Source organism: Pseudomonas sp. c313 (assembly GCF_055407145.1).
This window is the reverse complement of the sequence record NZ_JBUZRD010000016.1, coordinates 21,452-40,279: the sequence shown is the minus strand read 5'-3', so window position 1 is coordinate 40,279 and position 18,828 is coordinate 21,452. Positions and strand designations below refer to the sequence as shown.

Annotated in this window: 20 protein-coding genes; 6 read left to right on the top strand and 14 right to left on the bottom strand. The window is 60.8% G+C overall.

The features are described 5' to 3' along the window. The first annotated feature begins 71 nt into the window (after nucleotides 1-71). The 4 genes from ACZRKZ_RS25460 (at nucleotide 72) to ACZRKZ_RS25445 (ending at nucleotide 3,530) form a co-directional block, all read left to right on the top strand. A complete protein-coding gene (locus ACZRKZ_RS25460) occupies nucleotides 72-677 on the top strand; it encodes an LPS-assembly lipoprotein LptE (RefSeq protein ID WP_133100057.1) in 606 nt (201 codons plus the stop codon). Between the two features lie 39 nt (nucleotides 678-716). Next, on the top strand, nucleotides 717-1,754 hold the full coding sequence (holA, locus tag ACZRKZ_RS25455; RefSeq protein WP_463983086.1) for a DNA polymerase III subunit delta: 1,038 nt from the start codon (nucleotides 717-719) through the stop codon (nucleotides 1,752-1,754). Between the two features lie 224 nt (nucleotides 1,755-1,978). Continuing rightward, the gene (gene arfA / locus ACZRKZ_RS25450) at nucleotides 1,979-2,143 is read left to right on the top strand and encodes an alternative ribosome rescue factor ArfA (protein WP_056744572.1); all 165 of its coding nucleotides are present in this window, start codon (nucleotides 1,979-1,981) and stop codon (nucleotides 2,141-2,143) included. A gap of 61 nt (nucleotides 2,144-2,204) precedes the next feature. Then, nucleotides 2,205-3,530 (top strand): lytic murein transglycosylase, encoded by a 1,326-nt coding sequence (locus ACZRKZ_RS25445; protein WP_463983085.1) that lies wholly within the window; start codon nucleotides 2,205-2,207, stop codon nucleotides 3,528-3,530. 76 nt (nucleotides 3,531-3,606) lie between these two features. On the opposite strand, the gene ACZRKZ_RS25440 is transcribed toward ACZRKZ_RS25445, so the two are convergent. From ACZRKZ_RS25440 to ACZRKZ_RS25380, 13 genes are all read right to left on the bottom strand, one after another. Further along, a complete protein-coding gene (locus ACZRKZ_RS25440) occupies nucleotides 3,607-4,527 on the bottom strand; it encodes a S66 peptidase family protein (protein ID WP_463983084.1) in 921 nt (306 codons plus the stop codon). A gap of 2 nt (nucleotides 4,528-4,529) precedes the next feature. Next, nucleotides 4,530-5,549 carry a lipoyl synthase gene (gene lipA, locus ACZRKZ_RS25435; protein WP_463967325.1) on the bottom strand — a complete coding sequence of 340 codons (1,020 nt, stop codon included), beginning with the start codon at nucleotides 5,547-5,549 and terminating at the stop codon, nucleotides 4,530-4,532. A gap of 2 nt (nucleotides 5,550-5,551) precedes the next feature. Next, nucleotides 5,552-6,199: a lipoyl(octanoyl) transferase LipB gene (lipB, locus tag ACZRKZ_RS25430; RefSeq protein WP_463983083.1), complete on the bottom strand. Its 648-nt coding sequence runs from the start codon at nucleotides 6,197-6,199 to the stop codon at nucleotides 5,552-5,554. Further along, nucleotides 6,199-6,474 carry a DUF493 domain-containing protein gene (locus ACZRKZ_RS25425; RefSeq protein ID WP_133100063.1) on the bottom strand — a complete coding sequence of 92 codons (276 nt, stop codon included), beginning with the start codon at nucleotides 6,472-6,474 and terminating at the stop codon, nucleotides 6,199-6,201. Before ACZRKZ_RS25425 ends, lipB begins: the two co-directional genes overlap by 1 nt. An 85-nt stretch (nucleotides 6,475-6,559) precedes the next feature. Beyond that, nucleotides 6,560-7,717, bottom strand: coding sequence for a D-alanyl-D-alanine carboxypeptidase family protein (locus ACZRKZ_RS25420; protein ID WP_133100064.1), 1,158 nt, complete (start codon nucleotides 7,715-7,717; stop codon nucleotides 6,560-6,562). A 183-nt stretch (nucleotides 7,718-7,900) separates the two neighbouring features. Next, the gene (locus ACZRKZ_RS25415) at nucleotides 7,901-8,902 is read right to left on the bottom strand and encodes a septal ring lytic transglycosylase RlpA family protein (RefSeq protein WP_463983082.1); all 1,002 of its coding nucleotides are present in this window, start codon (nucleotides 8,900-8,902) and stop codon (nucleotides 7,901-7,903) included. Further along, nucleotides 8,902-9,912: a lytic murein transglycosylase B gene (mltB, locus tag ACZRKZ_RS25410; RefSeq protein ID WP_463967329.1), complete on the bottom strand. Its 1,011-nt coding sequence runs from the start codon at nucleotides 9,910-9,912 to the stop codon at nucleotides 8,902-8,904. Before mltB ends, ACZRKZ_RS25415 begins: the two co-directional genes overlap by 1 nt. A 17-nt stretch (nucleotides 9,913-9,929) precedes the next feature. After that, a complete protein-coding gene (gene rodA / locus ACZRKZ_RS25405; protein ID WP_463967422.1) occupies nucleotides 9,930-11,033 on the bottom strand; it encodes a rod shape-determining protein RodA in 1,104 nt (367 codons plus the stop codon). Nucleotides 11,034-11,064: 31 nt separating this feature from the next. Then, nucleotides 11,065-12,960: a penicillin-binding protein 2 gene (mrdA, locus tag ACZRKZ_RS25400; protein ID WP_463983081.1), complete on the bottom strand. Its 1,896-nt coding sequence runs from the start codon at nucleotides 12,958-12,960 to the stop codon at nucleotides 11,065-11,067. A gap of 15 nt (nucleotides 12,961-12,975) precedes the next feature. Continuing rightward, the gene (rlmH, locus tag ACZRKZ_RS25395; RefSeq protein WP_003185785.1) at nucleotides 12,976-13,443 is read right to left on the bottom strand and encodes a 23S rRNA (pseudouridine(1915)-N(3))-methyltransferase RlmH; all 468 of its coding nucleotides are present in this window, start codon (nucleotides 13,441-13,443) and stop codon (nucleotides 12,976-12,978) included. A gap of 9 nt (nucleotides 13,444-13,452) precedes the next feature. Further along, complete coding sequence (gene rsfS / locus ACZRKZ_RS25390; protein ID WP_149414752.1) at nucleotides 13,453-13,947, bottom strand: ribosome silencing factor; 495 nt, start codon at nucleotides 13,945-13,947, stop codon at nucleotides 13,453-13,455. Between the two features lie 70 nt (nucleotides 13,948-14,017). Beyond that, nucleotides 14,018-14,662, bottom strand: coding sequence for a nicotinate-nucleotide adenylyltransferase (gene nadD, locus ACZRKZ_RS25385; protein ID WP_149414753.1), 645 nt, complete (start codon nucleotides 14,660-14,662; stop codon nucleotides 14,018-14,020). Beyond that, nucleotides 14,662-15,927, bottom strand: a complete 1,266-nt coding sequence (locus ACZRKZ_RS25380) for a glutamate-5-semialdehyde dehydrogenase (RefSeq protein WP_463983080.1) — start codon at nucleotides 15,925-15,927, stop codon at nucleotides 14,662-14,664. Before ACZRKZ_RS25380 ends, nadD begins: the two co-directional genes overlap by 1 nt. A 176-nt stretch (nucleotides 15,928-16,103) precedes the next feature. Between ACZRKZ_RS25380 and ACZRKZ_RS25375 the strand changes: the two genes are divergently transcribed. Both ACZRKZ_RS25375 and ACZRKZ_RS25370 read left to right on the top strand, forming a co-directional pair. After that, a complete protein-coding gene (locus tag ACZRKZ_RS25375; RefSeq protein ID WP_463983079.1) occupies nucleotides 16,104-16,787 on the top strand; it encodes a DNA-3-methyladenine glycosylase in 684 nt (227 codons plus the stop codon). Between the two features lie 74 nt (nucleotides 16,788-16,861). After that, on the top strand, nucleotides 16,862-18,178 hold the full coding sequence (locus tag ACZRKZ_RS25370) for a bifunctional DedA family/phosphatase PAP2 family protein (protein WP_463967335.1): 1,317 nt from the start codon (nucleotides 16,862-16,864) through the stop codon (nucleotides 18,176-18,178). A gap of 58 nt (nucleotides 18,179-18,236) precedes the next feature. Here ACZRKZ_RS25370 and ACZRKZ_RS25365 read toward each other — a convergent pair whose 3' ends face one another. Further along, a complete protein-coding gene (locus ACZRKZ_RS25365; RefSeq protein WP_463983078.1) occupies nucleotides 18,237-18,827 on the bottom strand; it encodes an LON peptidase substrate-binding domain-containing protein in 591 nt (196 codons plus the stop codon). Nucleotide 18,828: the final 1 nt, after the last annotated feature.

The following is an 18,828-nucleotide window of genomic DNA, read 5'->3' as shown; positions in this document are numbered from 1 at the left end:
CATGCACCTGGCGCCGAACAAAACCTCCAGGGCCTCGATAAGGCCCACATGGTTTCAAGGGGAGCAACAAAATGATCAAACGCAATCTGCTGGTTATGGGCCTTGCCGTGCTGCTGAGCGCTTGCGGCTTCCAGCTGCGCGGCACCGGCACCACTGAACTGGCGATCAAGGAACTGGACCTCAGCGCCCGCAACGCCTACGGCGATACCGTGACGCAACTGCGCCAGGTGCTGGAAAACAGCGGCGTCAAAGTCTATACCGGTGCGCCTTACAAGCTGGTCCTGGTCAACGAGCAGGAAACCCAGCGCAACCTCAGCTACGCCAGCGCCGGCCGTGCGTCGGACATCGAACTGAGCACCGTGCTCAACTTCGAGATCCAGGGCCACGACAACCTGCCGTTGATGGGTGACAAACTGCAAGTGCAGAAAGTCGTAAGCCACGACGGCAACAACCTGGTGGGTTCGGATTCAGAAACCATCCAGGTTCGCAAGGAAATGCGCCGCGACCTGGTCCAGCGCATGGTTCTGCGCCTGCAACTGCTGAGCCCGGCACAACTGGATGCCCTGCAGCAGACCGCTGACGCCAAGGCCAAGGCTGATGCCGATGCGCTGAAAGCCGCGCAAGAGTACGAAAACAGCACACCGAAGCAGTCGCCAATCGAAATCCCTGCCGAGTAAGCCACACGGGGCGCCTCACGCGCCCCGTTTGCCCCGCCTATGAAACTCGCCCCCGCCCAACTCGCCAAACACCTGCAAGGCAGCCTTGCGCCCGTCTACATTGTCAGCGGTGATGATCCGCTGCTGTGTCAGGAGGCTGCGGACGCCATTCGCGCCGCCGCACGCCAGCAGGGCTTCGACGAGCGCCAGGTGTTCAGCGCCGATGCCAGCTTTGACTGGGGCACGCTGCTGCAAGCCGGTGCGAGCATGTCGCTGTTTGCCGAAAAACGCCTGCTGGAACTGCGCCTCCCTTCGGGCAAGCCCGGCGACAAAGGCGCGTCGGCGCTGATGGAATACTGCGGGCGGCCAGCCGAAGACACGCTGTTGCTGATCAGCTTGCCCAAGCTCGATGGCAGTGCGCAGAAGACCAAGTGGGGCAAGGCATTGGTGGAGGGTCAGCAGACCCAATTCATCCAGATCTGGCCAGTGGACAGCAATCAGCTGCCGCAATGGATTCGCCAGCGCCTGTCGCAATCCGGGCTGTCCGCCAGCCAGGACGCGGTAGAGCTGATCGCTGCTCGGGTCGAAGGCAACCTGCTGGCTGCCGCGCAAGAAATCGAAAAGCTCAAGCTGATGGCCGAAGGTGGGCAGATTACCGTCGAAACCGTGCAAGGTGCGGTGGCTGACAGTGCGCGCTTTGACGTGTTCGGCCTGGTGGACGCAATCCTCAATGGCGAAGCCGCCCACGCTCTGCGCATGCTCGAAGGCCTGCGCGGCGAAGGCGTCGAGCCTCCGGTGATTCTCTGGGCTCTGGCCCGTGAGTTGCGGTTGCTGGCCAATATTGCCCTGCAATACAGCCAGGGCATACCGCTGGACAAGGCCTTCAGCCAGGCCCGACCGCCGGTGTGGGACAAGCGCAAACCCTTGATTAGCAAAGCCCTGCAACGACACTCGGCGCAACGCTGGGCGCAGTTGTTGCTGGAAGCGCAGCGCATTGATGCGCAGATCAAGGGGCAGGCAGCAGGCTCGCCGTGGATGAGCCTGAGTCGTTTGTCACTGCTTATGTCAGGACAACGCCTGACGTTACCCGCCGAATAACACCACTCTTTGTAGGCGCGAGCTTGCTCGCGAAAAACCCGAGAGCGCCGCGTTAAACCAGAAATCCCGCGTTATCGTTGACGCCCTTCGCGAGCAAGAACTAGGCGTCCCCTTGTTCCTACAGGGCACGACGCATTTACTGACAAGTCGCCGGGCTGGACAGAATCCAAACTTCGGCCGATGATTCACACTGCATCATCCCACCCTAAACGAGAGTACCCATCATGAGCAAAAAGCCATCCAAGCATGGCCCCAACAAGGCCAAATCCATCATCGCCCAGCCCCTGTTCCGCAGTCGTCAGGAACCCGCCGGCAAGGGCAAAGGCAGCTACCGCCGCGAAGCCTTCCAGTCTAATAGCTGGGAGGCTTCTTACTTTCTGGCTGCCTGAAGGCAACTGCCCCTCTGGCATGATAAGGTCTGCATCTGATTCGTATTTTCTGGACCTGTGCATGCCCTCTAGTCTTTCCCGTCGTTGGCACCTTCGCCAACTGATCGCTGCCTCCAGCCTCATTCTGTTAGTCGCCTGCGCGGAAAAACCTACCGCCGCCGACGCTCAACCCCTGCCCCCGCTCCAGACCGCACCGGTGACCGCCCCTGCCGTGGTTGCGCCGCTGGCGGTGGACAATCTCGATATCCAGCCGACCCAGACCTTCGCCGAATGGCAGGCGGGTTTCCGTGCTGAAGCCTTGAAAGCGGGTATTACCCCTGCGGTATTTGATACTGCGTTTGCCAACGTCAGCCCCGACATGGCGGTGATCCGCGCCGATCGCAGCCAGCCGGAATTTTCCCGACCTGTGTGGGAATACCTCAACGGTGCGCTGTCGCCGCTGCGGGTGCGTAACGGCCAGGCCTTGCTGATCAAGCACGCCGATATCCTGCAAAGTATCGAGCAGCGCTATGGCATCGACCGCCAGGTATTGGTCTCGGTGTGGGGCATGGAAAGCAACTTTGGCCAGTTCCAGGGCAATAACTCGGTGATCCGCTCCCTGGCGACCCTGGCCTATGAAGGCCGCCGGCCAGCGTTCGCACACGCGCAATTGCTGGCGGCCCTGCAAATCATCCAGCACGGCGATATCCAGGCCGACCAGATGCTCGGTTCCTGGGCCGGGGCCATGGGCCAGACCCAGTTCATCCCGACCACCTACAACACCCATGCCGTGGATTTCGACGGCGACGGTCGCCGCGACATCTGGAACAGCTCGGCCGATGCCCTCGCTTCCACCGCGCACTACCTGCAAAGCTCTGGCTGGCAGAAAGGCCAGCCGTGGGGTTTTGAGGTGCAGCAGTTGCCCGCAACCTTTGACTACGCACTGGCTGATGGCGTAGTGCGCAAACCGGTTGGCGAATGGTTGAAACTGGGGATTCAGGTGCCTGCAGGCGCCAGCGTCCCGCCCAACGTGGACCAGCTTTCCGCCGCGCTGTTGCTGCCGGCAGGCCATCGCGGCCCGGCGTTCCTGCTGCTGGATAACTTCCGCGCGATCCTCAAGTACAACAACTCGTCGTCCTACGCCTTGGCGATCGGCCTGCTGTCCGAGCGGTTTGCGGGGGGCGGGGTGATTCGTGGGGAGTGGCCAAAAGACGAACTGCCGTTGACCCGCTCCCAGCGCATTGAGTTACAGACGGTACTCAGCGCCAATAACTACGCTGCGGGCAACCCGGACGGAATCATTGGCGCCAATACGCGCAAGGCGATTCGGGCCGCACAGCAGGCGCTGGGCTGGCCAGCGGATGGGTATCCGACGGTGAAGCTGCTGGAGACCTTGCGTAACAAATAGACCGTTATGCGGCGACTATCGCTATCGCGGGCAAGCTTGGCTTGCCCGCGATGGACCTTCACTGGCGATAAGAATTTCAGCCCTTAAAGACCACATCCTGCTCCAACACCAACGTCCTCTCCCCCGCATCCAGCCGCACCCACGCGCCCATCGGCAACGTCAGGTTCGGATCGCAATGCCCGCTGCGCCAACCCGACAGTACTGGAATGCGCAACGGTTCAAAGGTTTGCTTGAGCAAGCGTTCGAGCGCAGCGCTTTCGACACCCGCCACATCCCCCACCAACACCCCGGCAACCTGAGCCAGTTTGCCTGCCAACCGCAAATGGGTAAGCAAGCGATCAATGCGGTACAGCGGCTCATTGATGTCTTCGACAAACAGGATGATGCCCTTGGCATCAAGTTCGTAGGCCGTGCCCATGGTCGCAGCGATCATTGACAGATTGCCACCCAGCAGACGCCCGCGAGCGATGCCTGGCTCGATTGTCGTCAACGGGAAGGCCACCGGGTGGATCAACGCACTACCAGCCTTCAACTGCCCACGCAGCAGGCGGAACAGCGACGACTCGGTAGGTTGCTGCTTTTCACCGAGCAGGTCGGCATTGAGCATCGGCCCATGAAAAGTCACAAAGCCAGCGTAGCGGTTGATCGCCACGTGCAGCGCGGTGATATCGCTATAGCCTACAAACGGTTTGGGGTTGGCCTGCAGCAGGTCAAAATCCAGGCGATCCAGCAGACGCGGGGTGCCGTAGCCACCCCGCAGGCAAAAAATGGCATCGATGGAAGTGTCGGCAAAGGCCTCATGCAGATCGTTGAGCCGAACGTCATCGCTGCCTGCCAGGTAGCCATCACGCTGCCCCACACCGGGAAAAACACGCAAGGTATAACCTCTGGCGTCCATCCACCGACGAGCCTTATCGACATCCAGCGCTGCGGGCCCTGCAGGAGCGATCAGTCCGATCACCCCCTCGGCACGCAAGGCCGGCACCGCCTTGCTCATTCTCAGGAAACCAGGCTGGCCTTGACCAGTTTTGCCTGTTCGTCGGCATGGTACGAAGAACGCACCAGCGGGCCCGACGCAACGTTCTTGAAGCCCATCTTGTAGCCTTCTTCGGCAAACCAGGCAAACACGTCCGGGTGCACGAAGCGCTGGACCGGCAAGTGGCTGCGGGAAGGTTGCAGGTATTGGCCGATGGTCAGCATGTCGATGTCGTGTTCGCGCATACGCTTCATGACTTCGATGACTTCTTCGTCGGTCTCGCCCAGGCCGAGCATCAGGCCGGACTTGGTAGGAATGTGCGGCATCATCTGCTTGAATTTTTGCAGCAGGGTCAGCGACCACTGGTAGTCCGACCCCGGACGCGCAGCCTTGTACAGGCGCGGTACAGTTTCCAGGTTGTGGTTGAACACATCTGGCGGCTCGGCGGCGGTGATTTCCAGGGCGACGTCCATGCGGCCGCGGTAATCCGGGACCAAGGTCTCCAGCATCACGTCCGGCGACAGCTTGCGGATTTCGCGGATGCAGTCGGCAAAGTGCTGGGCACCGCCGTCACGCAGATCATCGCGGTCCACGGAGGTGATCACCACATACTTGAGTTTCAGGTCGGCGATGGCGATGGCCAGGCTTTGCGGCTCGTTGACGTCCAATGGCTTCGGACGGCCGTGACCGACGTCGCAGAACGGGCAACGACGGGTGCAAATGTCACCCATGATCATGAAGGTCGCGGTACCGCCGGAGAAGCACTCACCCAGGTTCGGGCAGGAGGCTTCTTCGCAGACGCTGTGCAGCTTGTGTTTACGCAGCAGGGCCTTGATCCGATCGACTTCCGGCGAGATCGGGATACGTACACGAATCCAGTCGGGCTTTTTCGGCAGTTCGGTGGTCGGAATGATCTTCACCGGGATGCGTGCAACCTTCTCGGCGCCGCGCAGCTTGACGCCAGCTTCCACCTTGGCACGCGGGGCCGGACGCTCGGTGATGTCCAGCGTCGGGATCATGGTTTGCACAACATCAGTAGTCATAATCAGTCGATTCCGCCCGTTAGGGTCGTCTGCTCAGCATAGTCGAGGTGTTTGACGAGCTGCGCGCGCAGCCGGGCACTTACCTCGGCAAATTCTATCGGTCCTGCGTGCTCGCCCAGCTGCGTCATGGCCAGCCCGGCGTAACCACAGGGATTAATCCGTCGAAACGGTGCCAGGTCCATGTCCACGTTCAGGGCCAGGCCATGAAAGGAACAGCCGTGGCGAATTCGCAGGCCCAGGGAGGCGATTTTCGCGCCGTCAACATACACCCCCGGCGCATCAGGCTTGGCTACAGCAGTCACACCGTAACTGGCCAACAGCTCGATCAGGCATGTCTCCATGCGACTGACCAGCTCACGCACGCCAAAACCCAGCCGGCGCACATCCAGCAACAGGTACGCCACCAATTGGCCAGGGCCATGGTAAGTCACCTGCCCGCCGCGGTCGACCTGCACCACCGGGATTTCTCCCGGCAGCAGCAGATGCTCGGCCTTGCCGGCCTGGCCCTGGGTGAAAACCGGCAGGTGCTCCACCAGCCAGATTTCATCCGGGGCTTCGGTGCCGCGCTCGTTGGTGAACCGCTGCATGGCGTGCCACACCGGCTCGTATGCCATTTGGCCGAGCTCGCGAAAGCCCAGAGTCTGTGACATCACAACACCATATGCACGAAGCCGGTGGCCCGCAGATCACTGTTGATGTCGTACAGCTGGTCTTGCCCGGTGGCAATGATGTGCAACTGGATAGTGGTGTACTTGCCGTTGGTGCTTTGACGTTCGGCCAGGGTCTTGTGGTCGACGGTGGCGTGCTTCTCAAGGATCTCGATAATCTTGTCCTTGAAACCCACGCCGGTGTCGCCGATTACCTTAATAGGGTAATCCGCGCAGGGGAATTCGATCTTTGGCGCCTTTACTTCGGTATCGGTCATGGCGTAACGGCCTCGTAAGCGTAAGCCGTGGCGACGGGCATGACCTGCGCGCCGGATCAGCGCGAGGTCATGCAGGTGCACACTATCAGTTGAACAAGCCGTAGAAGAATAGACGGATGCTATCCCACACGCGGCGGAAAATACCACCTTCGTCGACAGCGTCGAGGGCGATCAGGTCGGCGCTGTGCACCACTTTGTCGTCCAGCTTCACTTCGACTTTACCAATCACATCGCCCTTGGCGATTGGCGCGACCAATTGAGGGTTCATGGTCATGCTGGCAGCCAGCTTCTTCAATTGGCCTTTAGGCATGGTCAGAGTAAGGTCTTCAGCCAGGCCTGCCTTGATTTGATGCTCAGTGCCTTTCCATACTTGGGCCTGGGCCAGTTCGGCGCCCTTCTGGTAGAAGGTCTGGGTTTCGAAGAAGCGGAAACCGTAGGTCAGCAGCTTTTGCGTCTCGGCCGCACGGGCCTGCTCGCTGTTGGTACCGAACACCACGGCGATCAGCCGCTGGCCGTCACGCACGGCCGAGGACACCATGCAGTAACCGGCTTCGTCGGTGTGACCGGTTTTCAGACCGTCGACGGTCTTGTCGCGCCACAGCAGCAGGTTGCGGTTAGGCTGCTTGATGTTGTTCCAGAAGAACTCTTTCTGCGAGTAAATCGCATAGTGCACCGGGTCGACACGAATGATCGCGCGGGCCAGGATCGCCATGTCGTGAGCCGACGAGTAGTGCTCAGGGTTCGGCAGGCCAGTCGGGTTCATGAAGTGGCTGTTGGTCATGCCCAAGTCAGTCACGGTTTTGTTCATCATGTCGGCGAATGCGTCTTCGCTGCCGGCGATGTGCTCGGCCAGGGCGACGCTGGCGTCGTTACCGGACTGGATGATGATGCCGTGCAGCAGGTCGCTGACAGTCACCTGGGTGCCGACCTTGATGAACATCCGCGAACCGCCGGTGCGCCAGGCGTTTTCGCTGACGGTCACCGGATCGCTTTCACCGATCTGGCCGCGACGGATTTCCAGGGTGGCGATATAAGCAGTCATCAGCTTGGTCAAGCTGGCCGGTGGCAGGCGCTGGTCACCGTTGCTCTCGACCAGCACGTTGCCGCTGGCGGCATCCATGAGCACCCAGGATTTGGCGGCAAGTTGCGGTGAAGCCGGCACCATTTCGACCGCCCAGGCGGCAGGTGTGATGATCAGCGGGACAAGCAGGCACAGGCGTTTGGCTAAGGTGGTGATGTTCATCCGTCTCTCGAAATTACTTATGGAAACTTGCCCTCGCGGGCAAAACTATTCAGACAGTCCGTTACCAGACTGTCGCGTGTTCAGTTGCCTGCTCAACCCTTGCCTTCGGGTTTTTATTATTCCAAGAGCCAACAACCAGGGTCCTGGCCCGCAAGCGAGCCTGAACCATCAATCCGATATCACTTATTCCGCGCTGACCACACTGGGCTGCCCCAGGTTGGCCAGCCGCACGCTGTTCTGCACTTGCGCGATCTCACCTGGCGTACCAATTGGCCCCAGGCGAACCCGATGCAGGGTCTGCTGATTACGCACGATAGAGCTGATAAAGACCGGCGCACTGACCATCCCGCTGAGCTTGGACCTTAACAGCTCTGCCGCGTCCGGGTTGGCGAAAGCGCCGACTTGCAGGTACTGCCCGGCCGCCGTCTGGCCACCAGGCGCCGCTTGCGGCACGGCCACCACTGGCGCGGCGTGTTGCTGCGGTGGTGGCGTCCATTGTTCGACCTTGCCGGCCGATGCGGTGATTTGTGGCTGCGGGGTTTGCGGTTCGTTGAGCATCAACGGTGCCGGCTTGCCACGCTGGGCCCAGTACTGTTGTGGATCGATACCTTCGACCTTGACCCGCGCGGTGCCGGTTTCGGCGTAGCCGAGTTTCTTCGCGGCAGCGTAGGACAAGTCGATGATCCGATCCGAATAGAACGGCCCGCGATCGTTGACCCGCAGGATCACCGTGCGGTTGTTGTCCAGATTGGTCACCTTGACGTAGCTGGGCAGCGGCAAGGTCTTGTGGGCCGCGCTCATGCCGTAAAGGTCATAGACCTCGCCATTGGCGGTGTTCTGGCCGTGGAACTTGGTGCCGTACCAGGAAGCGGTACCCGACTGCACGTAAGTCTTGGACTCTTGCAACGGGAAGTACGACTTGCCCAGCACCGTGTAAGGGTTGGCCTTGTAGGGGCCGGTGTGCAGGGTTGGCGTGGCATCCGGGATGCGCGAGACATCAACGTCCCACCAGGGCGCGCCGTCTTTGTGGGCGCGATTGATGTCCAGGCCTGGTGCAGAGCGCACGACAGCTCCGGATTTCTGGGCAGGCGCGCGACTGGTGCTGGTGGAGCAACTGGCCACCATCAACGACAATGCGGCAAGCGCCACCAGCTTCAGGGGTTTATTGATCGGCAATACCCGCATTACTTGACGCCCCGTGCTTGGACCAGCATATCTGACAGCTGATGTACGGCCATGGCGTACATCACACTGCGGTTATAACGCGTGATTGCGTAGAAATTCTTCAGGCCCATCCAGTATTCAGGGCCATTTTCGCCTTCGAGGCGAAATGCAGTAACCGGCATATCATCGCGCAACGCATCATGACTTGACCAGCCCAGCGCCCGCAACTCCCCGACGGTCTTGACCGGCTCGATGCCTTGGGTCAGGCCTTCGTCGGCGCGATCTCCCCTGACATCGGCGCGAATCACCACCGGTTCACCACCGACCCAGCCGTGACGTTTGAAATAGCTGGCCACGCTGCCAATGGCATCATCGGGGTTGCTCCAGATATTGATATGGTTGTCACCGTCAAAATCCACGGCGTAGGCGCGAAAGCTGCTCGGCATAAACTGCGGCAGGCCCATGGCCCCGGCATAGGAACCCTTGAGGGTCAGCGGATCGATCTGTTCTTCACGGGCCAGTAGCAGGAACTCACGCAGTTCCTTGCGGAAGAAGTCGGCGCGCGGCGGGTAATCGAAACCCAGGGTCGACAAGGCGTCGATCACCCGGTAGCTGCCAGTGTTGCGGCCATAAAAGGTTTCAATCCCAATGATCGACACAATGACCTGCGCCGGCACGCCGTACTCCTGCTCGGCGCGGGCCAGCACCGCTTCGTGCTCGCGCCAGAAGTCCACGCCCCGTGCCACGCGGGCATCGGTGAGGAACATCGGCCGGTATTCCTTCCACTGCTTCACGCGCTCGGCGGGACGGGAGATGGCATCGAGAATCGACTGTTTACGCTGGGCTTCACGAAACACGCCCATCAGCTGTTCACCGGCGAAACCATAGTCACGGGTCATCTCGCCGACAAATTCGGCGACCTGGGGCGAGCCGTCGTAGTCGCCGGCCAGCACTTGCTGCGTGATGCCCAGAAGGCCCACCAGGCCTACACAGGTCGCGTGCCGGGCAGCCCAGCCGCGCATTACTTGCATTGACATCTTCACCTTATTCAAACCTGTGCGATCCACTTACGATGGGTATGGATCGACATCAAAACCCCAAACGCTGACAGCAATGTCACCAGCGAAGTTCCGCCGTAGCTAATAAACGGCAACGGCACCCCAACCACCGGCAACAGGCCACTGACCATACCGATGTTGACGAAAACGTAAACAAAAAAAGTCATTGTCAGGCTGCCGGCAAGCAATTTGCCGAACAGCGTCTGCGCTTGCGCGGTGATCACCAGGCCGCGACCGATCAACAGCAGATAGATCAGCAACAGCGCGCAAATGCCCACCAGGCCGAACTCTTCGCCCATCACCGCGATAATAAAGTCGGTGTGGCTTTCCGGCAAAAAGTCCAAGTGCGACTGGGTGCCCAGTAACCAGCCCTTACCAAATACACCGCCGGAACCGATGGCGGCCTTGGACTGAATGATGTTCCAGCCAGTGCCCAACGGATCGCTTTCCGGGTCAAGGAAGGTCAGGATTCGCTGTTTCTGATACTCGTGCATGAAAAAGAACCACATGGCCACGGCCACCGGTATCGCCGCCGCCAGCACGCTGAGAATCCAGCGCCAGCGCAGGCCGCCCATGAACAGCACGAACGCACCGCCGGCGAGGATCAGCAGCGAAGTACCGAGGTCCGGCTGACGCACGATGAGAACAAAGGGGATGCCGATCAGCATCAGGCTGACCCCCACATGTTTGAGCTGCGGCGGCAAAGTGCGCTTGGACAGGTACCAGGCGATGGTCGCTGGCATCAGGATCTTCATGAATTCCGACGGTTGGAAGCGAATCACCCCCGGAATATTGATCCAGCGGGTGGCGCCCATGGCGTTGTGGCCCATGACGTCCACCACCACCAGCAGCAAAACGCCGGCGACGTAACCCAGCGGCACCCAGCGCGCCATGAAGCGCGGCTCCAACTGGGCAATCACCACCATCGACAACAGGCCAAGCCCGAACGACGACGCCTGCTTGATCAACAAATCCCAGTTCTTGCCGCTGGCCGAATACAGCACGAACAGGCTACCGGCAGCCAGGGTCAGCAGCAGGATCAGCAACGGGCCATCAATGTGCATGCGCTGCAGCAAGGTGGCGCGACGACGCATCACATCCTCGCTGGAGAGGATGCGGTCAAAATTACTCTTCACGGGCCGTAGCCTCCGCGCTTGAAGGGTTGGCGTACTCAGGCTTGAGCTTGCCGTCCTGATCCAGCAACCAGGCGTCCATGATCTGGCGCACCACCGGCGCAGCCACGCCGGAGCCGGACTCGCCGTTCTCGACCATTACCGCCACGGTGATCTTCGGGTTGTCGGCCGGAGCAAAACCAACAAACAAGGCGTGGTCGCGGTGGCGCTCCTGAACCTTGGAGCGGTCATACTTCTCACCCTGCTTGATCGCCACCACCTGGGCGGTACCGCTCTTGCCGGCAATCCGGTACTGCGCGCCGGCCGCAGCCTTGCGCGCGGTGCCACGGGCGCCGTGCATCACTTGCTGCATGCCGTGGTTGACCTTGGTCCAGTCGGACGGGTCGCGCAGGACGATGTCCGGAATCGGGTTTTCATCGACAGGCTTTTCACCCTCGATGGTCCTGGCCAGGTGCGGGCGGATCCACTTGCCCTTGCTGGCCACCAAAGCGGTGGCCTGGGCCAATTGCAGAGGGGTGGCCTGCATATAGCCCTGGCCGATCCCGAGAATCAGCGTTTCACCGGGGAACCAGGCCTGACGACGGGTAGCGCGCTTCCATTCCCGGGACGGCATCAAGCCTGGGGATTCCTCGAACATGTCCAGGGACACTTTCTGACCGAGGCCAAACTTGCCCATATAGGTCGACAAACGATCGATCCCCAGCTTGTGGGCCAGATCATAGAAGTAGGTGTCATTGGAGCGCATGATCGCCGTGTCCAGGTCCACATAGCCGTCGCCGGTGCGGTTCCAGTTACGGTATTTGTGATCGTAGTTGGGCAGCATGTAATAACCAGGGTCGAATACCCGGCTGGACGCGGTAACAACACCGGAATCCAGGCCGGCAATCGCCACTGCCGGCTTGATGGTCGAGCCCGGCGGATACAGACCGCGCAGCACCCGGTTGAACAGCGGTCGGTCGATGGAATCGCGCAGCTCGGCGTAAGCCTTGAAGCTGATCCCGGTCACGAACAGGTTCGGATCGAAGCTCGGCTGACTGACCATTGCTAGTACTTCGCCAGTATTTGGGTCCAGCGCCACCACCGCACCACGACGCCCGCCCAGGGCCATCTCTGCGGCCTCCTGCAATTTGATGTCCAGGCTCAGGACGATGTCCTTGCCGGGAATCGGGTCGGTACGCTTAAGCACTCGCAACACCCGGCCACGGGCGTTGGTCTCGACTTCTTCGTAACCCACCTGGCCGTGCAGTTCCGGCTCGTAGAAACGCTCGATGCCGGTCTTGCCGATATGGTGGGTGCCGCTGTAGTTGACCGGATCGAGGCTCTTGAGCTCTTTCTCGTTGATCCGCCCCATATAGCCGACCGAGTGGGCAAAGTGCGCACCTTGCGGGTAATGGCGCACCAACTGCGCCACCACTTCCACACCCGGCAGGCGGAACTGGTTCACCGCGATACGGGCAATCTGCTCTTCGGTCAGCTCAAACAGGATCGGCACCGGCTCAAACGGCCGTCGTCCCTGTTTCATGCGTTTCTCGAAGATCACCCGGTCTTCCGGCGTCAGCTGCAACACTTCGACGATGACATCGAGAATCTGCTGCCAGTCGCCGGAGCGCTCGCGGGTCATGCTCAGGCTGAAACTGGGCCGGTTATCCGCCACCACCACGCCGTTGCGGTCGAAGATCAGGCCGCGGGTCGGCGGAATCGGCTGCACATGCACCCGGTTATTTTCCGACAACGTGGAGTGATAGTCATACTGGATCACCTGCAGGAAATACAGGCGGGCGATCAGCACGCACATCAGAACGACCACCATAATGGCGCCGAACACGACCCGAGCGCGTACCAGACGTGCGTCTTTCTCGTGGTCCTTGATGCGGATCGGCTGGGTCATCAGGCAGGGCGCAGATTATTTGTGATAAGGGTGCCCGGACAGAACTGTCCAGGCGCGATACAACTGTTCACCGATCAGAATCCTTACCAACGGGTGTGGCAGCGTCAGCGGCGACAGCGACCAGCGCTGATCGGCACGCGCGCAGACTTCCGGCGCCAGCCCCTCGGGGCCGCCGACCATGAAGTTCACCGTGCGAGAATCCAGGCGCCAGCGATCCAGTTCCACCGCCAACTGCTCGGTGCTCCAAGGTTTGCCATGCACTTCGAGGGTGACAATCCGCTCATTGGGGCCGACCTTGGCCAGCATGGCTTCGCCTTCCTGACGGATAAAACGCGCCACGTCGGCATTCTTGCCCCGGGTATTGAGCGGTATTTCCACCAACTCCAACGCCAGCTCGGATGGCAGACGCTTGGCATACTCATGCCAGCCTTCTTCCACCCACTTGGGCATGCGTGAACCGACAGCGATCAGACGCAGGCGCACAGCCGGCCCTTATTCCTGGTCTTTGTTGAGCTTGGTGAAATGCTCGTGACCGACTTCAGGGCTGTGGTGCTTGCCATCGGCGGCACGGCTCTGCTCGGCACCTTTCCACAGGCGCTCCAGGTCGTAGAACTGGCGAGCGTTGGAGGTCATCATATGGACGATCACGTCGTCCATGTCCAGCAGCACCCAATCGCTGTCGCCCTTGCCTTCTTCGCCCAGTGGCTTGACGCCCTGCAGCTTGACCATCTCGCGGACCTTATCGAGCATCGCGCCGATCTGGCGGTTGGAGGTACCGGTAGCGATGATCATGTAGTCAGTGATGCTCTGCTTGTCACGGACATCAATCACCAGCACGTCCTGGGCCTTGACGTCTTCCAGGGCCGCTACAGCGACCTTGACCAGTTCGTCACCCTTAAGGGGCTCGTTACGAAACACCACTTCCGGCAGCGGGGCGCTCTTGAATGTGCCTTTGCGCTTAACTTTGCTTACGTCTTTGTTCGTCATATAAAACTCGTTTTGCTCGTATGTTCGGGCGCTTCAATACACGACTATTCGTGCCTTCAAGCGCGCCTTTTCAGTTCGACGCACGGTAAAGCCCGTGCGCATCGATGTAGGCCAAGACCGCGTCAGGCACCAGGAAACGTACCGACTTCCCGCTGGCCAGCAGTTGACGGATCTGGGTGGCAGACACCGCAAGCGGGGTCTGCCAGACGAATGCAATATTCCCGCTCGGCCCGGTCAGGGCCTGCGGGTCACTTACCGACCGCGCTGCCAGCAGGTTGCGCAAGGCATCCGGCGGTTCGCTGTCGGCATCCGGGCGTTGCAGCACCAGGATGTGGCAATGCTGGAGCAACTCTTCCCAGCGGTGCCAAGTGGGCAGGCCGCAAAATGCGTCCCAGCCCAAAAGTAGAAACAACTGGTCATCAGCGGCCAGTTCGGCCCGCGTCAGTTCCAGGGTGTCGATAGTGTAGGACGGTTTGTCGCGTTTGAGTTCGCGGTCGTCCACCACCAGCGGTGAAATACCGGCAACGGCACACTGGACCATCGCCAGTCGGTCAAGCGGTGAAACCTGAGGCGTGTCCCGATGGGGCGGCCTGGCATTCGGTGTCAGGCGCAGCTCATCCAGCCCGAGAGCGTCTGCGACTTCCAGGGCACTGCGCAAATGGCCGATGTGCACGGGGTCGAAGGTGCCGCCGAGCAGCCCGATGCGTTTACCCATCAAGTGCGCACATGACCATCGCCGAAGACCACGTACTTCTCGCTGGTCAGGCCTTCGAGGCCAACCGGACCGCGGGCGTGGAGCTTGTCGGTGGAAATGCCGATCTCCGCCCCCAGGCCATATTCGAAACCGTCGGCAAAGCGCGTCGAGGCATTGACCATCACCGAAGCGGAATCCACTTCGTTGAGAAAACGCCGGGCATCGCTGAAATGCTCGGTGACGATGGCGTCGGTGTGCTTGGAGCCGTAGGTATTGATGTGTTCGATGGCCTGATCCAGGTCGTCGACGATGCGGATCGACAGGATCGGCGCCGTGTACTCGGTGTACCAGTCCTGCTCGGTGGCTTCGATGATGTCGGCGCCAAGCAAAGCGCGGGTGCGCTCGCAACCGCGCAACTCCACGCCCTTGTCACGGTAGATGGCGGCCAGCGGCGGCAACACGCGCTCGGCAATCGCCACGTGTACCAGCAGGGTTTCCATGGTGTTGCACGGAGCGTAACGGTGCGTCTTGGCGTTGTCGGCAATGCGGATGGCCTTGTCGAGATCGGCAGCGACATCTATATAGACGTGGCAGACGCCGTCCAGGTGCTTGATGACCGGCACCTTGGCATCGCGGCTGACCCGCTCTATCAGGCTCTTGCCACCGCGCGGGACGATCACGTCGACGAACTCGGGCATGGTGATCAAGGCACCGACGGCGGCGCGGTCAGTGGTTTCCACCACTTGCACCACTTCGGCTGGCAACTCGGCCACCGCCAGACCCTGCTGGATACAGGCGGCAATGGCACGATTGGAATTGATCGCCTCGGAACCGCCCCGCAGGATGGTGGCGTTGCCAGACTTGAGGCACAGGCTGGCGGCGTCGATGGTCACGTTCGGACGGGACTCATAGATGATGCCAATCACGCCCAGGGGCACGCGCATCTTGCCAACCTGGATTCCCGACGGCATGTAGCGCATGTCGCGGATTTCACCGATGGGGTCAGGCAGCTTCGCCACCTGACGCAAACCTTCGATCATTTCGTCGATGCGTACCGGCGTAAGCGCCAGACGATCCAGCAATGCCGGTTCCAGACCAATGGCCCGGCCGTTGGCCAGGTCCAGCTCGTTGGCGACGCTGAGCTCGGAGCGCGAAGCATCCAGGGCATCGGCAGCGGCCAGCAGCGCACGGTTCTTCTGCGCGGTGCTCGCACGGGCGATCAACCGCGAGGCCTGACGGGCAGCGCGACCCAGGCGGGTCATGTAGTCAAGAACGGACTCAGTCATAGTCTGGTGGGGTCTTGGCAAAGAGGAAAGCGGCAGATTATAGCTGTCGCGCCCGTCCACGGACAGCGGTGAGGGGCGGATGGTTGAAATGAACTGTAAAAAACCGACGTTCAGCCGTGATTAAGGCTGAAGTTGTTATCATCCTGTCACATTTAGTCGCCTCAACCCTTTATGCCATGTCCAACTTTTCACCCTTGATCCCCGCCAACGCCCTGCCCGACGGCTTCTTCGATCGCGATGCGCAACAGCTCGCGAAAGATTTGCTGGGCAAAGTCATTCGCCATCGGGTTGGCGATTTGTGGCTGTCGGCGCGAATCATCGAGACCGAAGCCTATTACGAGGCCGAAAAAGGCAGCCACGCATCCCTCGGCTACACAGAAAAGCGTAAGGCTTTGTTTCTGGATGGCGGCCATATCTATATGTACTACGCCCGTGGCGGCGACTCCCTGAACTTCAGCGCCCAGGGGCCGGGTAACGCGGTGTTGATCAAATCTGGCTATCCGTGGGTCGATGAATTATCGGGGCCGGCGAGCCTGGCACAAATGCTGTTGAACAACCCGGATGCCAGCGGCCGGCCGCGCCCATCCCAGAAGCTGTGCGCCGGGCAGACCCTGCTATGTAAAGCCCTGGGCCTGAAAGTGCCGATGTGGGACGCCAAACGTTTTGACCAGGAGCTGCTCTACGTCGAAGACGTGGGACTGGTTCCGGCGCAGATTATCCAGACCACCCGCCTGGGGATTCCCAACGGGCGGGATGAACACTTGATGTATCGCTTTGTCGACGGCGGCTATTCGCCCTACTGCACACGGAACCCGCTGCGCCGGGGCCAAGTCGAAGGCCGCGACTACTTTTTGATTTGAAAGATATAAGCCCACCCACTGTAGAAGCGAGCTTGCTCCTACAGAGGACTGTGAATACCAATGGAGTTGATTTTATGGGCCCATGGCTCGATGGCATTACCGGCTGGCTGACCCTCAACCCCCAATGGCTGGCGGCGGCGGTGTTTATCGTGGCCTGCGTGGAATGCCTGGCAATCGCCGGCTTGATCGTACCGGGAACTGTTTTGCTGTTCGCCATTGCCGTATTGGCAGGTAGTGGTGCGCTGTCACTGGGGGAAACACTATTACTGGGCTTGCTCGGCGGGCTGTTGGGCGATGGCATTTCCTACTACCTCGGCCGGCATTTCCACCAGAATATCCGCCGCCTGCCCGGCCTGCGCCATCATCCGGAATGGATGAATGGTGCCGAGGCCTACTTCCACAAGTACGGCATCGCCAGCCTGCTGGTAGGACGCTTCATCGGCCCGCTGCGGCCGATGCTGCCGATGGTTGCCGGCATGTGCGACATGCCCTTCCCGCGCTTCGCCGCCGTCAGCGTGCTGGCGGGGGCCGGCTGGTCGGTGGCGTACCTGTTGCCGGGCTGGGCCACGGGTGCAGCGTTTCGCCTGCCGCTGCCCGAAGGTTTCTGGCCCGAGGCAGGAGTGGTCGCTGCGTGCCTGGCGGTCTTGCTGGGAGTAAGCCTCAACAGCAGCCTGCGAGGTCATCGACGGGCCACGCTGTGGATGGGTTGCGCCAGCCTGACGTTGTTGATCGCCCTGTTTATCGGCTATCCGTACCTGAACCACTTTGACCAAGGCTTGATGGCCCTGATCCAGGAGCACCGCGGCCCGGCGATGGACCAGGCCATGGTGATGATTACTCAGTTGGGTGAGTTCAAGAAAATGTTCGTCGCCAGCGCGGTGCTGACCGGGCTGCTGCTGCTGGCTCGGCAATGGCGCCAAGCGATTTTCGTCGGCGCCACCCTGCTCGGTGCGGCGCTGATCAACACCGGCACCAAGCTGTTTTTTGCCCGTGGGCGCCCGGAAATACTGACCGACCCGCTAACCAGCTTCAGCATGCCCAGCGGCCACGCCTCCGGCTCGTTTGCGTTTTTCCTGGCCCTGGCAGTGCTCGCAGGCCGTGGTCAACCCACGCGCATGCGCCTGACATGGCTATTGCTGGGCTGCATCCCCGCCGCGACCATCGCCCTCTCGCGGGTGTACCTGGGCGCCCACTGGCCGTCCGACATTCTGGCCGGCACCTTGTTGGCGATAACGGTCTGCGCCTTCAGCCTGGCCCTGAGTCAGCGCCAGACGCTTCTGCCGCCGATGTCACCGAAGGTCTGGTGGCTGATCTTGCCGGCCTGTGTGGCAGTGTTGGGCTTTTTTGCATTTAGCGGCAGCGCCCACGCTCTGCTCAGGTACGCCTACTAGAGTGGACCGACGAATACTCTGAAAGCAGAGACGGACGATTCCGGGCACACAAGGCGGTTCAGGTAAACAGCTCACCTTGCAGCTCATCAAGCAACAACTGGATCGCATCCAGGCGCCGTTGCGGGTCGTCCAGTTGCAGCAGGTCAACCTTGTCGGCCTCGGTAAAGGGCAGCAAATACGCCAGTCGATTACCCAGCACCTGCTGACCTTCGGCGTCGGCGCCCATATCCAGAGAAGCAACCATTGGGTGCTCGGCAAGTGCCTGGAGCAGCGCCAGCAGGTCGGAGTCCTCTTCGTCCAGGGGCCGCTCGGGGTGCTCTTCCAACCATTCGACTTCAGCGAGCAGTAACTGATCGCGCTGCACATCCGCCTCCAGCACGCGGAACCGCCGGCCACCTTCAACCCGAATCCCCAGCAGGCCATTATCCTGCTGCTTGAAGTCGCGGATCAGTGCTTCGCAACCAACCAGCGCGTAGCCATCGGGAGCCATCCCGACTTCCTTGCCATCAAGGATGCACACCACGCCAAAGCTTTCGCCCTTTTTCATGCAGCGGCTGATCATGTCCAGGTAGCGCGCCTCGAACAGTTGCAGATCGAGGGTGCAACCGGGAAACAGCACAGTATTGAGCGGGAAAAGCGCCAGACTCATA